The organism is Bartonella jaculi (assembly GCF_039543045.1).
Taxonomy (GTDB): Bacteria; Pseudomonadota; Alphaproteobacteria; order Rhizobiales; family Rhizobiaceae; genus Bartonella; species Bartonella jaculi.
Map to the genome: position 1 here is coordinate 105,428 of NZ_BAABIZ010000004.1, position 16,409 is coordinate 121,836.

Here is a 16,409-nt window from a genome sequence, read left to right on the forward strand (position 1 = left end):
GTGGCCACAATCCAGTTATCAAATATAAAAAAACAATATGACAACGGTATTTTGGTCATTGACGATTTAAATTTAACTGTTGCTGATGGCGAGCTTCTTGTCCTTGTCGGTCCTTCAGGATGTGGAAAATCGACCTTATTACGCATCATCGCAGGACTCGAGCAAGTTACTTCAGGTGAACTCACTATTGATAATGAGCGTATCAATGATCGTGAACCTGCTGATCGCGATATTGCTATGGTTTTTCAGAATTACGCTCTTTATCCCCATATGACAGTTCGTGGAAACTTAGAATATGGTCTCAAAAATCGTAAAACACCTAAGGACGAAATAAATAAGCGTATCGCGCATGCTGCAAAACTTTTGGAGATAGAGTCGTTTCTTGACCGTAAACCACGACAATTATCAGGAGGACAACGCCAACGTGTTGCAATGGGACGCGTGATTGTTCGTCAACCACGCGTCTTTCTCTTTGATGAACCTCTCTCAAATCTTGATGCAAAATTGCGTGCGCAAATGTGTATTGAAATTAAAACACTCCAGCGCTCATTGGGAACAACCAGCCTCTATGTCACCCATGATCAACTAGAGGCCATGACATTAGCCGATAGAATAGTGGTTATGAATAAAGGGGCTATCGAGCAAATTGGAACGCCAATGGAAATTTACGACACCCCAGCAACGACATTTGTTGCTGATTTTATTGGCTCTCCCCCTATGAACTTTCTTGATCGCCAAATCTTAGAACAACACTTAGGTCATTCATTTTCTTATAGTGAAGAAACTGACCTTTTAGCATTCAGACCAGAAATAATCTTGTTGGGCGAATATCCAGATAAAGGACCCGTCTTCCACACACAAATTGAGCTTATTAAACCTGTCGGGACAGGATGTCATGTTTTAACGTGTTGGAATAATATTATTTTTACTGTTGAAATAAAAGAACGTCTTACAAATGATCATGGTAAAAAATTAAGCTTTACTGTTGCTCATCAGAGTTTTCATACTTTTAATAAAAACACTGGAAAACGCACAATTAACAAGTAAATAAAGTAAAAATCCCGCCCTTCTTAGCTCCCTAAGAAAATGTTCTTTACTTTCTCCTATAAACTTTATTTTGTTAAAATATATAGTTTCTTTTGTGTTACAGATGTATGTTATCTTTGTGCGCGTAATTGTAAAGCAAGGTCAGGTTGATCTGTTGTGATATAGTGTACAGGCATACCAAGCCAATGCGATAACCGAGCTCTTCCGTTGATTGTCCACACTCCCACAGTAAAGCCAGCTTCAAGCGCAGATTCAATAAAATCTTGTGAGACAATGGAGCCATCTAAACTCAGATCAGAATACCCCAATTGTTTCCATTCAGAAAAATAACAGTACATATCTCCTTCAAAACTATCAATACATGGACCAGATGGTATTCCTGCTTCAATGAAGGGACGAAGGCTTGTAGGATCAAAACTTATGGCAGAAACCCGTTTGTCTAAATTTCGGCTTTTTATCAACGCAAGCGCTTTTTGAGATAAAATTGTTTCACGCTCAACTTCACCACATGTTTTGATTTCAAGATGCAACGCAACATTTGTTGGTTCTAAAAGATCAAGCACTTCTTCTAATAAAGGAGGAGCTTCCGTACTTCCTTTCACACAGAGTTGTTTGCGTGCTTCATTATCAATATCATGAATATATCCGCTTTTCCCAACCAATTGTTCTAAACGAAAATCATGAAATACAACCACTTCACCGCTTTTAAGTAAATGAACGTCGCATTCAATTTCATCAACTCCCAACGCAACTGCATGGCGAAATGCCGAAAGTGTATTTTCAGGATAAAGATGAGCTCCACCACGATGTGCAACAATTTTTTTCTCAGACATGCAAAACTTCATACTCCTCAATTTTAAACGATATTCGCAAACAGAAGATCAAATAATAATTTTTAAAAATCACACAAAATGCAAAATACTCTCTTAAAAAATTATTTTCTCTATCTACTCTCCTGAATATCAAATTTTAAACAATATTCTCTTCTTAAAAGGTTTGTAACGTCACTTCAATTATTCCCACTCAATCGTACCAGGAGGCTTTGAAGTTACATCATAAACAACACGATTAATACCCTTAACTTCATTAATAATACGTGCTGCTGCCTTGCTTAAAAACTCCATAGTATACGGATAGAAATCAGCGGTCATTCCGTCTACAGAGGTTACCGCACGAAGAGCACAAACAAATTCATACGTGCGTCCATCACCCATAACACCGACAGTCTGAACAGGAAGAAGAACAGCAAAAGCCTGCCAAATTTCATCATAAAGACCGGCTTTACGGATTTCATCAAGATAAATGGCATCTGCCTCACGTAAAATTTCTAGCTTTTCACGTGTAACTGCACCTGGACACCGAATTGCAAGACCAGGACCTGGAAAAGGATGACGGCCAATAAACTGCTCCGGTAATCCTAACTCTCGCCCTAGCGAGCGAACCTCATCTTTAAATAGCTCACGTAACGGCTCTACAAGTTTCATATTCATCCGTTCTGGCAAGCCTCCTACATTATGATGGCTTTTAATTGTTACTGACTTACCAATAGCTGATACACTCTCAATGACATCTGGATAAAGCGTGCCCTGTGCTAAAAACTCCGCCCCTCCTATTTTTTTCGTTTCTTCTTCAAAAACTTCAATAAAAAGGCGGCCAATCGTTTTGCGCTTTTTCTCTGGATCTGTCTCACCCTCTAGAGCATTGAGAAACATATCGGCAGCATCCACGTGAATAAGCTCTATATTATAATGATCTCTGAATAATGTAAGAACTTCCTTAGCCTCATTTTTGCGCATCAATCCATGATCCACCAAAATACATGTCAATTGATCTCCTATTGCTTCATGGAGAAGCACCGCCACAACTGATGAATCCACACCACCTGAAAGACCACAGATAACACGACTTTTTCCAACTTCCTGCTGTATCTTAGCGATTGCCTGCTCACGATAAGAAGCCATTGACCAATCACCTTTAAGACCAGAGATTTTATGAACAAAATTTTGCAACAGCTTTTCACCATCTGGTGTATGGACAACTTCAGGATGAAACTGCAATGCGTAAAGGCGCCTTTTTTCATCAGCAATGGCAGCATAAGGAGCACCTTTTGATGTTCCTATTACACGAAAACCTTTTGGCAAAGCCGTTACACGATCACCATGACTCATCCATACTTGATAACAGTAGCCTTTTTCCCAAATACCATCAAAAAGTGGACTCTCTTCTTGCACTTCCAAAAAAGCCCGCCCAAATTCACGCTCATGTCCAACTTCAACCTTTCCACCAAGCTGAACACACATGACTTGTTCACCATAACAAATCCCAAGTACTGGAACACCAATTTCAAAAATTTCTATTGGAGCACGTGGGGAACCGTCATCATTAACGGAATAAGGACTACCTGATAAAATAACAGCTTTAGGCCTTATTCGCTTGATGCCTTCTAAAGCGAATTGAAAAGGAATAATTTCACAATAGACACCCATTGCTCGCACCCGACGTGCAATAAGTTGTGTAACTTGTGAACCAAAATCAATAATAAGAACAGTGTCTAGATGTGATATGTTCATAGAAAACCAATCAGTAATTGTAAAAGAGAACTAATGAGATTTATTAATCAATCTTTCACTTTTCACAAGCCTATTCGTTTAAGAAAAAGGTTATTCTCGTAAAGTTTAAGATAAAAAATGCGAAAAATATGTTTTAATGTTTTTTTTGTAACACAGATAAAAAGAAACCATCTGTTTTTGTTGTCGCTGGCGATAAAGTAAGTCCATAATTTGAAAAGTTCGGTTGCACAGGCGAAAAACTAAAATGTTGCTGCCAAAGTGCACGCATATTTATTGGATAAAAATTAGAATGCTGTTGAAGAAAATGAGAAATTTGTTCCTCATTTTCATCTACAAAAAGAGAGCATGTAATATAAACTAAGCGCCCGTTTGGTTTAAGATAATCTATCGCCTCATGCAAAATCGCCCTTTGTTCTACTTGGCGCTGTCTTACCTGCTCTAATGTCAAACGCCATTTCGTATCGGGACGCCGCCGCCATGTTCCTGTACCACTACATGGTGCGTCTAGCAAAACGATATCCATCTGGCCTATTAATGGTTTCAATTCTTCTCTCTGTACCCGTGGTTGTACATTACTAACACCAGCGCGTCGAAGACGATCAAAAATAGGAGCTAAACGGACTTTATCTGAATCATAAGCATAAATTTGTCCCTGATTTTTCATATTAGCAGCTAAAGCTAATGTTTTTCCACCAGCTCCGGCACAATAATCCAATACCTGCATGCCGGCTTTTGCTTCTACAAGGTGGGCAACAATTTGAGATCCCAAATCCTGGATTTCAAAGTGCCCCTTTTGAAAAGCAAACTCAACCTGAACATTGGGATGACGGTCAAACTTTTCAATCGGTGCAATCCTCAAGGCTTGCGGAAACCATGACAAAGATTGAACTTTGGTTTTTTCTAATTCCTGAAAAACCTTTTCTGGTGTTGCCTTCAAGCTATTCACACGTAAATCTAAAGAAGGGCGTGTTGCTAACGCAGCAGCTTCAACGACCAAATTATCGACAAACAAAGGATGTAAATGCGCTTGACACCATTGAGGAATATCACCACGAATATAGTCTGGCGCATCGACTAATTGTCGTTTTTGCCATGATTGGCGCTGTCGCGCCCCTAATAACTGAGGTGCAAATCGATCTCCTTCTAATTCCCCATCAATTTGTTCAATCGTCATTTTTCCAGCGTCTAATAAGGTGCCAAAAACGACATCCTTCATATCATCACTCTCCATACGCCATTGTAAAGAATAACGCCGTCTCAAGACATCATAAACAATTGTAGCAATTGCTGCGCGATCACCTGCTCCAGCAAAGCGATGAGAAAGCCCCCAAGCTTTTAAAGCTTCACCTACTGGGCGATGCCGCGTTTCTATCTCTTTTAAAATATCTATCGCCGCCTGCAAACGCCCACCTAAGCGCATTCATTTCTCCTATTGAATTTCTATAAAATTCTAAACAATTTTAGCAGAAAAAAATTATTTTTCTTACTGCCAGTGGAACCTTCTCAAAATCATTCCCTCTTTGCATTAAAAAACCGAGTGATTCTGATTATGCTTTTCCATAATATGCAAATTCTTCATTTTATATGCTGCACATCCGCATTTTGCATTCTTCTAAAAGATACGAGATCTCTCTGGCGCCTGCAAAACAGGCTGTCATCCATAAAGCAACTTCCTCTCGTTAATGAACTACGCAAAAAAGTATAAAATCCTCATTATTCGGTAAAATAAGTGTTTAGCAACTTTATATAAACAGTACTCAGTATCAAATATTTCACATTTGAAAAATGCTTTCTTCTTTAAAGTCTAGAAAAATACTTCACCCAAGGCTAGGCACATTCACCTGATTGTCAACAAAACAGAAGGCAACTTTTTAGAAAATGCTTGGAACTACTAATTGGTATGACCGTTTTATTGTACTGGCTCTCTGCCAGATAATTTAAAAGGAGAAAATAATGAATACTTACAATAATGGGAAAACAACACCATCTAAAAGTCGCCACAATACAATACCCTCAAACAATGGCAAGAAATCCGTCCAAAGTGATCCGGCAAATACTCGCCAACGCGCGTCAAAGACGGGACGGAAAACGACAAAAAGTTAATCTTTTTAATTTCCTATAACGCACAGAAGAAATTGGAGCGTTAACCTCCAATTTCTTCCTTTGTGCTTTTGAAATTATTGTAATAAAAAATCACAAAGAGCAAAAAGAGTAATTTCCGAACATATCCTAAAAGTTTTTTATGCTCTTGCAAAACAGCTCTACGCTTTTATGTATTAAACAGGACGCCGGTAATTTGGACTTTCTCGCGTAATAGAAACATCATGCGTATGGCTTTCGTGAAGTCCAGCATTTGTAATACGAACAAACGTTGCTTTTTCACGAAATTCCGCTAAATTTTTTGCCCCCACATAACCCATCGAAGCACGTAACCCACCAGACAGTTGGTGTAGAACCGATGCTATAGGCCCCTTATAAGCAACTTGCCCCTCAACTCCCTCTGGAACCAATTTGAGCACATCAAGAACTTCATCCTGAAAATAACGATCTGCCGATCCCCTCGCCATAGCACCAACTGATCCCATGCCGCGATAAGCTTTAAAGGACCGCCCTTGATACAAATAAACTTCGCCAGGGCTCTCTTCCGTACCAGCTAAAAGAGAGCCAATCATAGCCGCACAAGCCCCACCTGCCAAGGCTTTTGCAAAATCACCCGAAGCTTTTATCCCCCCATCAGCAATAACGGGAATACCTACCTTATCAGCAATTTCTGCAGCACTCATAATGGCTGCAAGCTGCGGAACACCAACACCTGCAACAATTCGCGTCGTACAAATAGAACCGGGACCAATACCAACTTTTACAGCATCTGCACCACTATCAATCAAAGCCTGTGTTGCTTGCGGAGTCGCAACATTACCAGCAATAATAGCTGGAGAGAATGTCATTTTTTTAATACGCTCAACTGTATCTAATACACGCTGAGAATGTCCATGAGCCGTATCAATTACTAGAACATCAACACCTGCATCTATTAATCGTTCAGCCCGCTCAAACCCATCGTTCCCTACACTACTGGCCGCTGCAACACGCAAGCGACCTTGCGAATCTTTGGCAGCATTTGGATTTAATTGTGCTTTCTCAATATCTTTGACTGTTATCAAACCAACACAGCGATTTTGTTCATCTACAACCAATAACTTTTCAATACGATGATGATGTAAAAGATATTTGGCTTCTTGGAGTTGAACATTTTCACGCACTGTAATCAAATTTTCATGCGTCATTAATTCATAAATTTTTTGTTGTGGATTTGATGCAAAACGCACATCCCTATTGGTCAAAATGCCAACAAGCCGACCAACAATTCCACCTTTAGTACCATCTTCAACAACTGGAATACCAGAAATACCATGAGAGCGCATCAAAGATTTAGCCTCTTCAAGTGTTGCATCTGGTCCAATTGTCACCGGATTAACAACCATCCCAGATTCAAATTTTTTCACTTGACGGACTTCCTCAGCTTGCTCTGCGGGAGACATATTGCGATGGATAACACCAAGACCACCTGCTTGAGCCATAGCAATTGCCAAACGTGATTCCGTCACAGTATCCATTGCAGCAGAAAGCAACGGTAAATTCAGTTCAATATCAGCTGCGACACGCGTTTTAAGATCTACTTGGCTAGGCATAACAAGAGAATGCCCCGGCTGTAAAAGCACATCATCAAAAGTCAGTGCCAATGCACCCGTCCCTGTTTCAACAATCTTTGCCATAGCCAAATTCCTTTAATAAAAAATCACCGCAAGTGACTTTGAATACAACTGCGGCTCTCATACGTTGCGAATTGGCAGTGAATTATGCCACGCTAAAAATAAAATGAAAAGAAAAATAATTTTTTGATGTGTGATTTGTAAGGTTTATAATTGCGATTCAATGGGTAACCAACTCATTACTTTTGCAAACGCCCGACGCCAAAAATTGCTTTCTGGTTCACAATCAATGCTGTAGTGTCTTTCATTTTCTATAAAATCCCAATAAATACGGTTATTATCACCAAGGCGGAGATGATAACTCATTTCACCTGTCGTTTCCTCAGAAAAAAGCAAATCTAACCTCGCTGTAATCGGTGCACATTCAAATAGAATCCCCATTTCTGTATTCAGCGCAGCTGACCGAGGATCAAAATTTAAGGATCCAATAAAAGCAGTTTTACAATCAACTAAAAAAGCTTTTGTATGTAAACTTGCCCTGCTTGATCTAAACAAACGCAATCCATGATGATCCCCATTCGGTTTTAACTCGTAGAGTTTAACACCACCTTTCAATAAGGCCTTACGATACGACACATAGCCACCATGCACAACTGCCACATCAGTGGCTGCTAAAGAATTCGTAAGAATTTTGACATCAACACCTTTTGAAACCAAGTTATTAAAACTCCGCGTACCTACCTTACCTGGAACAAAGTAAGGTGATGTAATTTGAACTGTTTTTTTTGCATCTCCAATAACTTGGGAAAGTGCCTTCATAAGCCAATTTCCTGCTTTTTTACGCAATGCTTTTTCCGGAGGATCAGAAAGAACAACAACTTTATCTGCTAAAAATAATCGCTTGCCTGTTTCAATAAAACATTTAAAATTAATATGTTCGTTGACATAGTCCAGATAAACTTTTGCAACTTTGGAATCACGAAATTTCTGCAATTTATCCTTCCAATAGCCAAGATCGCTTGCACTTTTAGAAGAAACCAAAGTATGAATCGGTAAAACGACAACACTATTCCAAAAGTCATCAAAGATGTTTTCCACCTTTTTAACTGAGGGACCGATTAACATCAGATCTAAATCTCGAAAATGTGATTCTTTACCAGCATCAAAATAAGAATCTGCAAGATTGCGCCCACCTACAAAAGCCACTCGGCCATCCACAATAAAAGCTTTATTATGCATTCTGCGCGTTACAGTGATTGCTCGTAATATAATCTCTAAACCACGGCGTAAACCACCCTTACGTGATCGCCCAGGATTAAACACTCTTACTTCAATATTAGGATGTTTATCCAGCGCAATATAAGCTGGATCACGTGCCTGAGCATTAATATCATCCAAAAGAAGGCGTACCCGAACACCACGATCTGCTGCCTCCACTATTTCGCTTAATAACAAACGGCCCGTTAAATCATCGTCCCAAATATAGTACATTAGATCAAGACTACGTCCAGCTTGTGCTGCTCCTATTGCACGAACACAAAACGCATCCAAATTGCTAATGATGAGTGAAAGGGCATCTTTATCAACCCCTAGTCCACCAGTTTCCTCCGCTAACTGACTTACTATATGGTCAAGCTTGGTTTCATCCTTTTTAACATTAAACGCATAAGAACACTCTCCCTTAGCATTTTTAACAAAACGTCCATATGTATAGATCGCTAACATAGACGCAATAAAAAAAAATAGGATAAAACTGATAAAAATCTGTAACAGAGTCAAAGAGGATTAACTTTCCATTTTTAAGCCGCCGCACTACCATAGATATGAACCACCACACTAAAACCAATGTCATCAATGATTCTATCTTAATCACGCAACAAGTAGAATGCCATCTCTTGCTTAAGAGAATATAAACCCAACATCACTGTCCCAGAATTTTAGCTGTCATGCCTAAAAAGCGTAAAAGCTATCCCCCTCATCTTAAGTGCAAACCGAGCTAAAGTCATGAAAATTAAAACAAGATCAAAGAGAGTTGAAAATAATTCTATCTCATAAAATTCGCACACATTGATTTTACAAAATTATCCTCAATGGTAAAGCTATACAATACACGACATTCTTTCTAAACACTCAAACCCCTCCTCTGCTTCACCAAAAGCACGATACTTTTTCTGAAAATTATGCTTCTTATAAATAGAGATTTGTCATGGATTTTACTTCCGTTCTTTAGTGTTTCCCGCTCTCAAACCCTCTATTTTACGATAAAGCGTGGAGCGCCCTATATGAAGACGACGAGCAATTTCACTCATATGTCCCTTATAATGTTTCACCGCTTTCTCAATAATATCACGTTCCATCTCAGAAAAAGTACGAACATGGCCATCAGTATCCAAAAATTTTACCACTTCTTGTTCATGATCTTCCAGCACATTATTTTCAATGATATTTGGAACACTCGTTAATGCACTTCCCATTAATTGTGGGAAGTCTCGAACAGTTAACAATGGCCCTTCACTGAGTAAAATCGCACGAAATAAAAAATTCTCAAGTTCACCCCGATTACCAGGCCAATCATACTGCATAAGCAATGAAAGAGCTGACCCTGCTAAACCATGCACATGCGATCGCCCTGTTTCCGTAATAATGCGGTCAATTAAACGTTGTGTAAGATCTGGAAAATCATCCCTCAATTCTCGTAAAGGAGGAACGCTTATAGATAATTGAGAAAACTGTTCAAATAAACTATGCAAAAACAAGTCTTCTTTAGCCAAATCCCTCAATCGCGATGTTGAAATAGCAATAATCCGAAAAGGAAAAACTTTATCCTTTGTAACCTTTTCCCTCTCTTTTAAATAATGGGCAAAACGCTTTTGCTGTATGGGTTCAAGTCGATCAACATCACAAAGGCAAAGTGTCCCTTTTTCAAGAGAAGAAACAAGTGGTAAAAATTCTTCAAACCACTGGCGGTTTTCCTCTTCTGGATCAACGATAGCTGTACATTGGAAGCGAATAAAAGCTCCCTCCGATAACACCCCCTCATGATGAATAATGCGTGCTAATGTTTCACGACCAGTTCCAACTTCACCTTCTATTAAAAGATTCTGTACAGAAGACGCTGCTCTCTTCGATTGCTCTAAAACTATCTGCATTGCTCTACTTTTTATGTAAAGATCAGAAAACCGCAAATGATTCTCATTTTTTCGTCGAATATAACGAACCTCACGCTCCAATGCAGAAATGAGAGCAAGAGTATCTAAAGTAACTCGCAACCGCAGTAATGTAACTGGATGAATCCAATAATCAATAGCCCCAGCTTCTAAAGCTTTCTGGAGTAATTCTTGATTTTCTTGTTGTGCTAACACAACAATAGGAACAGTAACACCCGCTACTCTAATCATTTTAATTAAATCACTCACACTCAAATCGCTCATGACGACATCAAGGAGAGCAAGCACAATATTTTTACGTCTGTGTAAAAGATCAATCGCACGGAGGCCATTTTCTGCTTCAATAACACGGTAACCAAAACCTCGGAGCATAGCAGAAAGCTCTATACGCCTCCCATAATCTTCACTCGCAACAAGAATGGGACCAACCATAATTCTAATAATTTCCTTTGAGACTACTAAACAGCTTAATGTAAGAATTATTGTAAACCATAAGAAATATTTTACCTCTCCTGTTTCATACACTAAATCTATCAATCAGCTAATTAAATACAACATTAAGGCATTTTTTTCTATTTTTTTGCTTTTTCATTGATTTTTATCAAATTTTTCATATTGACTCATGGAATAATTTAGCAATGTTATAAAAGCTAAAGAGCAGAGTAACACAAATCGAGTGAAAAAAATGAAGCACACTTACCGTATTTTATGTCTTACAATTACCGCTTTGATATTAGGTGCCTGTGGCTTTTCGCAATATTATGGACAAAATATAACAACTGGAATTGATGGTAAATGGGTTGATGAAAACGGTATTATTTCTTCTTTCCGCAATGGTGTTTTTGAAACGCGAGCAGCAGATACAGAAGAAAAACTATCAGAAGGCACATATAATTATGTCAGTGATCAACATATAGAAATTGAAATACGCTCCATTCTCCGTGGAACAGTATCGCGAGTAAGTTGTATGATATCGCATAATGCAACACAACTTGTCTGCACATCACATACAGGATCACAATTTTTTCTTAAGCGAAAATTTTAAATAGAATAAGAAAGAGTAAAGGCTTCTATTCTATTAGGACATCTAGAGCATACATATAACAACAAGAGGAGATAAAATCTCTCCTCTTGACGGGGATTTTCTCTATAATACGCAAAGATCTTGATATGATCATCTATAAGGACAATTTGTTGCACTCCATAAACATACAAATAACCATCTTTTGCAAAAGGCATTTTAATAATTCGCCTTACAGAAGAAATTTGTCTTTCTATTATTGAATCCTTTTTCCCAAAATAAAATTTTATCTGATATGAAGACTCCTAAACTTAAGCAGCACCAATGCGCAAAAGATCATGAAAGTGAACAATTCCTACCGGTTTTTTATTTTCAACCACGAAAAAAGCACCAATATGGTGATCGTTAATAAAAGCTGTCGCCGCACCAACCAGTGTATTCGGTTCCAAAATTTTTGGATCCTTCGTCATCACCTCATCAACATTAAACTTTGATAAATTAAAGTGAATGTTGCGCGCAAGATCACCATCAGTCACAATCCCGATTAATTCACCTTCTTGATTTATAACGCCAACACAACCAAAATGTTTTTTAACCAAAACATCCATAGCTTCAGCCATGGTGGTACCTTGCACAACTAAAGGAATACTGTTACCCCCATGCATAATATCACGCACGTATTTAAGGTTTGCACCAAGAGAACCACTAGGATGATAAATCTTAAAATCCGTTGCAGTAAAACCACGCATTTCTAAAAGAGCAACTGCTAGTGCATCTCCCATTGCCAATTGCATAACTGTTGAAGTTGTAGGAGCAAGACCATGGGGACAAGCCTCTTCTATCTTCGGTAACAAGAGTACAATATCAGCTTGTCGCCCTAATGTAGAGTGTTCACCCGATGTCATTGCAATAAGTGGCGTACGAAAACGCGCAGCATGGTTTATAATGCCACTTAATTCCAAAGTTTCGCCTGACCATGACAAAGCAAGAATAACATTATCAGGGCCAATCATACCAAGATCACCATGATTGGCTTCCGCAGCATGTACAAAAAAAGCAGGAGTCCCCGTTGAAGCGAGGGTTGCAGCAATTTTTGTACCTATATGACCACTCTTCCCAAGACCAGTAATCACTACATGACCATTAGCATTTCTGATGGTTTGAACAGCAGCTTCAAAAGAGGAAGAAAGGCTTCCAAGAAGAGCGGTTTCAAGGGCTTCAAGCCCCTGTTTTTCACTTGCAAGTGTTTTAAGCGCCGATATAACGGTACCCTGAAAACCCAGCATAAGAGAAGATTGTATTGTCATGATCAATTTGATAAATGAAATTGAATGAGAGATCTATATTATTTTTCAACTTTAATGGTTGCTAGTAAATTTTTTAATGAAGCAGAAACTTGGCTATGCATATCAGCGCGTGCCAAAGAAAATGCAACGTTGGCTTCAATGAAACCAGCTTTAGAGCCACAATCAAAAGTAAGTCCTTCTAACTGGTAACCAAAAAAATCTTGCTCATTTAAAAGCCTCGCCATCGCATCGGTTAACTGAATTTCATTTCCTGCTCCTCGTTCTTGATGAGAGAGAATATTAAAAATTTCTGGTTGCAAGATATAACGTCCATTGATGTACAAATTCGACGGCGCTGTCCCTTTTGCTGGTTTTTCTACCATTTTTGTGATTTTAAAACCATTTGCAATCTGTTTACCTTTGCCAACGATACCGTATTTATGTGCTTCTTCAACATCACACTCCTGAACAGCGATAATATTCCCTCCACCGGTTTTTTCATAAAGATTGATCATTTCAGAAAGACAGCCCTTTTTAGCTTGAATCAGCATATCCGGTAATAATAACGCAAAAGGCTCCTCTCCGACTAATTCACGTGCACACCAAAGAGCATGTCCTAGCCCCAAAGGTTGCTGTTGTCTTGTGAAAGATGTCATCCCTGGTGAAGGTTGTAAATCTTGTAAATGTTCAAGCTCTTCTCTTCTTCCACGTTCAGCAAGTGCTGTATATAATTCAACTTGCGCATCAAAATAATCTTCAATGACTGCTTTATTGCGTCCAGTAACAAAAATAAAATGCTCAATACCAGCTTCACGTGCCTCATCTACAACGTATTGAATAACAGGCTTATCAACAATCGTCAGCATTTCTTTAGGAATTGTTTTTGTTGCAGGAAGAAAACGCGTACCAAGACCTGCTACAGGAAATACTGCTTTACGGATTTTATGCACTCTCACCATCCTTATTAACCCTATAGATTTCTGCTTTTGTTTATCATATGCCTTAATTAAAGTATTAAAAAGATATCTTACTATTTTGACTATCGTTATAATGCATAGCAAAAAGCTGAAAGAGTAGAAATTTTTATTGGAGGGTACTTTCTCAACGCAAATAATCCACTTCAGTTTTTTTGGTAAAACTTGAAAATATATTCAATTAAACCAAATACAAAAATGAAATCGTTCTACCATAAATATTTAATATTAGCGGGAATTTTAAAATGCAAAAAACAGAATTTAAAGTACTTTTCTCTTTGGAAAAATACATAAATCAAAGAACTTGTATCATTGGTTTAGTGTTTATTCTTTTTACTTTTTCAATGTTTTTTGCTTCAATTTCACACGCTGATAATGGTTTTAAACGCTGGGTTGAAGAATTTAAAAAAACAGCTTTAGCCAACAACATTTCACCATCTACATTTGAAATGGCTTTTAAAAATGTTAATGCAATTGACACAGAAGTCCTAAAAAGAGCAACATATCAACCAGAATTTGTTGACCCTTCATGGAACTATTTTGATAAACGCGTTAACGATATCGCGATTATGGAAGGACGACGTCAAGCCCAAAAATGGATAAAGTGGCTTCCAAGCATTGAAAGGCGTTTTGGTGTTAACCGCAATATTCTTCTCGCTATTTGGTCTGTGGAAAGTAACTATGGAAAAGTTTTAGAAAATAAAGCTGTGATGCGTGATACCATCCGTTCATTAGCAACCTTAGCCTATGCAGACCCAAAGCGTCAAAAATATGCACGCACGCAACTTATTGCTGCGATGAAAATTTTACAAAGTGGTAACATTCATCGCTCTCAACTCATAGGATCTTGGGCTGGTGCACTGGGACACACACAATTTATTCCAACCAGTTACCTTGCCTATGCTGTCGACATGGACGGCGATGGATACAGCAATATTTGGACATCAATTCCAGATGCTCTTGCTGCTGCCGCTAATTTACTCCATATGAATGGTTGGCGATCCGACATTCCTTGGGGCGTTGAAGCCAAATTACCACACGGAAAAACATTTCCTGAAGATTGGCTCTCCTTTAAGAAATGGGAAAAGCTGGGAGCTCGGCATGCTCATGGAAAACCTTTTCCTTCTCCATCTGAACTCGCAATATTGAAATATCCTGATGGCCCTAAAGGACCTGCATTTTTAGTAACAAAAAATTTCTTTGTTATTAAACGCTATAATAATTCGGATCGTTATGCTTTAGCTGTTGCTCTATTAGCTGATCGTATTGCCGGATATCCTGGATTGGTTCAAGACTGGAAGCGACCATTTAAACCTCTTACTTTCCAAGAATGTAAAGAAATGCAATCTCGTTTAACTGCACTCGGTTACTATGACGGAAACATTGATGGAAAAATCGGTTCCGCCTCTCAAAAAGCAATTAAAGCTTTTCAGTTACATCATGGCTTAGAAGTAAATGGATATCCCACCTCCGAAGTTCTTTTCCTTCTTCGAAAACAATAATCTGGAGTAAAGTGTTTGTCGCATTTCCGCCCGATATACTTAATTTTATCGCTTTTCTCTATCTTTGCCGTGAGTGTTATACAAACATCTCCAAGTAAAGCGACAAATTTCTTTAAATGGTTGTCCCAACATAATACTCAAGAACAACCACAACCACCGCAAATTATAGAACAAAAAATATATAAACCACAAAAAAAAATTGTAATACAAAAACCCGTACAAAAATTAAAAGATAAAAATGTAAAACGAATTCTCGTTATAGGTGATTTTGTCGCTTCTACTGCTGCCAATGAACTCAGCAAACTTTTTACTGATGATAACAATATTATCATCATAAACAATGCGGTACCATCTTCTGGCTTAGTTCGAACTGATCACACTTCTTGGAAAAATAATATTCCTGAACTCATCGATAAAAATAAACCTGATGTCATTATTATGATAATAGGTGCAAATGATAATCAACCAATAACAACATCTTATGGCATATTCAGTACGATTCAGCCAGAATGGCTCAATATTTACAAGAAAAGAATTATAGAAATTACTGAAAGCCTGCATAACTCTGGAAAACCATGGATATGGATGGGACAACCACCCTTTGAGAATAATAATTTAACGCAAAAAATACAAATCTTTAACGAGCTTTATAAAAATGCAACAGAAAACGCAGGAGGATATTTTTTCGATATCTGGAATGGTTTTATTGATGAACAAGGCCAATTTTCTTTTTCAGGCTATGATATCAATGGAAAAATAACCAGACTCCGCACCGATGATGGTATCAATTTTACCTCTGAAGGAAAGAAGAAACTTGTCTCTTATTTAAAAAAACCGTTGGAAGTTATTTTAAAGCTTCATGCCTTTTCTCATGAAGACACACATCTTACCAACGCAAATACTCTACAATCTGTACAAGACTTACATAATATTGAACGCCAACCACCAATAAGCCTCGATGATATGGCGCAACAAAACACCCACTTACTAGACAAAATCGATCAGAGCCTGATAAAAAAATCCTGGTCACCCCCAAATGGCCATCAGAAAGAGAGAGCTGATAATTTTTCTTTCCTATAACCTGTTAAAACACAAAGTTTCATTTTCTTCACAAACCAAAAACCGAATA

General features: G+C 38.2%; 13 protein-coding genes. 5 read left to right on the forward strand and 8 right to left on the reverse strand.

The features are described 5' to 3' along the window. On the forward strand, window positions 1–1,047 hold the full coding sequence (locus ABD915_RS03135; protein WP_345115124.1) for a sn-glycerol-3-phosphate import ATP-binding protein UgpC: 1,047 nt from the start codon (window positions 1–3) through the stop codon (window positions 1,045–1,047). 110 nt (window positions 1,048–1,157) lie between these two features. On the opposite strand, the gene ABD915_RS03140 is transcribed toward ABD915_RS03135, so the two are convergent. The 3 genes from ABD915_RS03140 to ABD915_RS03150 all read right to left on the reverse strand — a co-directional run bounded on the left by ABD915_RS03140 (window position 1,158) and on the right by ABD915_RS03150 (window position 5,037). Then, window positions 1,158–1,880 (reverse strand): glycerophosphodiester phosphodiesterase, encoded by a 723-nt coding sequence (locus tag ABD915_RS03140; RefSeq protein WP_345115033.1) that lies wholly within the window; start codon window positions 1,878–1,880, stop codon window positions 1,158–1,160. A 180-nt stretch (window positions 1,881–2,060) separates the two neighbouring features. Then, entirely contained in the window at window positions 2,061–3,617 is a 1,557-nt protein-coding gene (gene guaA, locus ABD915_RS03145; protein ID WP_345115036.1) for a glutamine-hydrolyzing GMP synthase, read from the reverse strand. Window positions 3,618–3,750: 133 nt separating this feature from the next. After that, window positions 3,751–5,037, reverse strand: coding sequence for an RsmB/NOP family class I SAM-dependent RNA methyltransferase (locus tag ABD915_RS03150; protein ID WP_345115039.1), 1,287 nt, complete (start codon window positions 5,035–5,037; stop codon window positions 3,751–3,753). Between the two features lie 533 nt (window positions 5,038–5,570). Here ABD915_RS03150 and ABD915_RS03155 point away from each other — a divergent pair. Continuing rightward, the gene (locus ABD915_RS03155; protein ID WP_345115042.1) at window positions 5,571–5,720 is read left to right on the forward strand and encodes a hypothetical protein; all 150 of its coding nucleotides are present in this window, start codon (window positions 5,571–5,573) and stop codon (window positions 5,718–5,720) included. A 173-nt stretch (window positions 5,721–5,893) separates the two neighbouring features. On the opposite strand, the gene guaB is transcribed toward ABD915_RS03155, so the two are convergent. The 3 genes from guaB to ABD915_RS03170 form a co-directional block, all read right to left on the reverse strand. Then, window positions 5,894–7,393 (reverse strand): IMP dehydrogenase, encoded by a 1,500-nt coding sequence (gene guaB / locus ABD915_RS03160; protein WP_345115045.1) that lies wholly within the window; start codon window positions 7,391–7,393, stop codon window positions 5,894–5,896. Between the two features lie 144 nt (window positions 7,394–7,537). Continuing rightward, window positions 7,538–9,109, reverse strand: a complete 1,572-nt coding sequence (locus tag ABD915_RS03165; RefSeq protein ID WP_345115048.1) for a phospholipase D family protein — start codon at window positions 9,107–9,109, stop codon at window positions 7,538–7,540. 434 nt (window positions 9,110–9,543) lie between these two features. Then, window positions 9,544–10,929 (reverse strand): sigma-54-dependent transcriptional regulator, encoded by a 1,386-nt coding sequence (locus tag ABD915_RS03170; RefSeq protein WP_345115051.1) that lies wholly within the window; start codon window positions 10,927–10,929, stop codon window positions 9,544–9,546. A gap of 253 nt (window positions 10,930–11,182) precedes the next feature. On the opposite strand from ABD915_RS03170, the gene omp10 reads away from it, so the two are divergent. Continuing rightward, complete coding sequence (omp10, locus tag ABD915_RS03175; RefSeq protein ID WP_345115054.1) at window positions 11,183–11,542, forward strand: outer membrane lipoprotein Omp10; 360 nt, start codon at window positions 11,183–11,185, stop codon at window positions 11,540–11,542. A gap of 287 nt (window positions 11,543–11,829) precedes the next feature. On the opposite strand, the gene ABD915_RS03180 is transcribed toward omp10, so the two are convergent. Both ABD915_RS03180 and galU read right to left on the reverse strand, forming a co-directional pair. Then, a complete protein-coding gene (locus ABD915_RS03180) occupies window positions 11,830–12,825 on the reverse strand; it encodes a KpsF/GutQ family sugar-phosphate isomerase (RefSeq protein ID WP_345115057.1) in 996 nt (331 codons plus the stop codon). Window positions 12,826–12,863: 38 nt separating this feature from the next. After that, window positions 12,864–13,754 (reverse strand): UTP--glucose-1-phosphate uridylyltransferase GalU, encoded by an 891-nt coding sequence (gene galU / locus ABD915_RS03185; protein ID WP_345115060.1) that lies wholly within the window; start codon window positions 13,752–13,754, stop codon window positions 12,864–12,866. Window positions 13,755–14,023: 269 nt separating this feature from the next. On the opposite strand from galU, the gene ABD915_RS03190 reads away from it, so the two are divergent. After that, window positions 14,024–15,280 carry a lytic murein transglycosylase gene (locus tag ABD915_RS03190; protein WP_345115063.1) on the forward strand — a complete coding sequence of 419 codons (1,257 nt, stop codon included), beginning with the start codon at window positions 14,024–14,026 and terminating at the stop codon, window positions 15,278–15,280. Between the two features lie 15 nt (window positions 15,281–15,295). Next, window positions 15,296–16,360 (forward strand): SGNH/GDSL hydrolase family protein, encoded by a 1,065-nt coding sequence (locus ABD915_RS03195; protein ID WP_345115065.1) that lies wholly within the window; start codon window positions 15,296–15,298, stop codon window positions 16,358–16,360. The last annotated feature ends 49 nt before the right edge of the window (window positions 16,361–16,409 follow it).

Excerpts from the sequence above, each read along its gene's own strand:
- ABD915_RS03140 (WP_345115033.1), bottom strand. The coding sequence starts at position 1,880 with ATGTCTGAGAAAAAAATTGTTGCACATCGTGGTGGAGCTCATCTTTAT.
- guaA (WP_345115036.1), bottom strand. The coding sequence starts at position 3,617 with ATGAACATATCACATCTAGACACTGTTCTTATTATTGATTTTGGTTCA.
- ABD915_RS03150 (WP_345115039.1), bottom strand. The coding sequence starts at position 5,037 with ATGCGCTTAGGTGGGCGTTTGCAGGCGGCGATAGATATTTTAAAAGAG.
- ABD915_RS03155 (WP_345115042.1), top strand. The coding sequence starts at position 5,571 with ATGAATACTTACAATAATGGGAAAACAACACCATCTAAAAGTCGCCAC.
- guaB (WP_345115045.1), bottom strand. The coding sequence starts at position 7,393 with ATGGCAAAGATTGTTGAAACAGGGACGGGTGCATTGGCACTGACTTTT.
- ABD915_RS03170 (WP_345115051.1), bottom strand. The coding sequence starts at position 10,929 with ATGGTTGGTCCCATTCTTGTTGCGAGTGAAGATTATGGGAGGCGTATA.
- omp10 (WP_345115054.1), top strand. The coding sequence starts at position 11,183 with ATGAAGCACACTTACCGTATTTTATGTCTTACAATTACCGCTTTGATA.
- ABD915_RS03180 (WP_345115057.1), bottom strand. The coding sequence starts at position 12,825 with ATGACAATACAATCTTCTCTTATGCTGGGTTTTCAGGGTACCGTTATA.
- ABD915_RS03190 (WP_345115063.1), top strand. The coding sequence starts at position 14,024 with ATGCAAAAAACAGAATTTAAAGTACTTTTCTCTTTGGAAAAATACATA.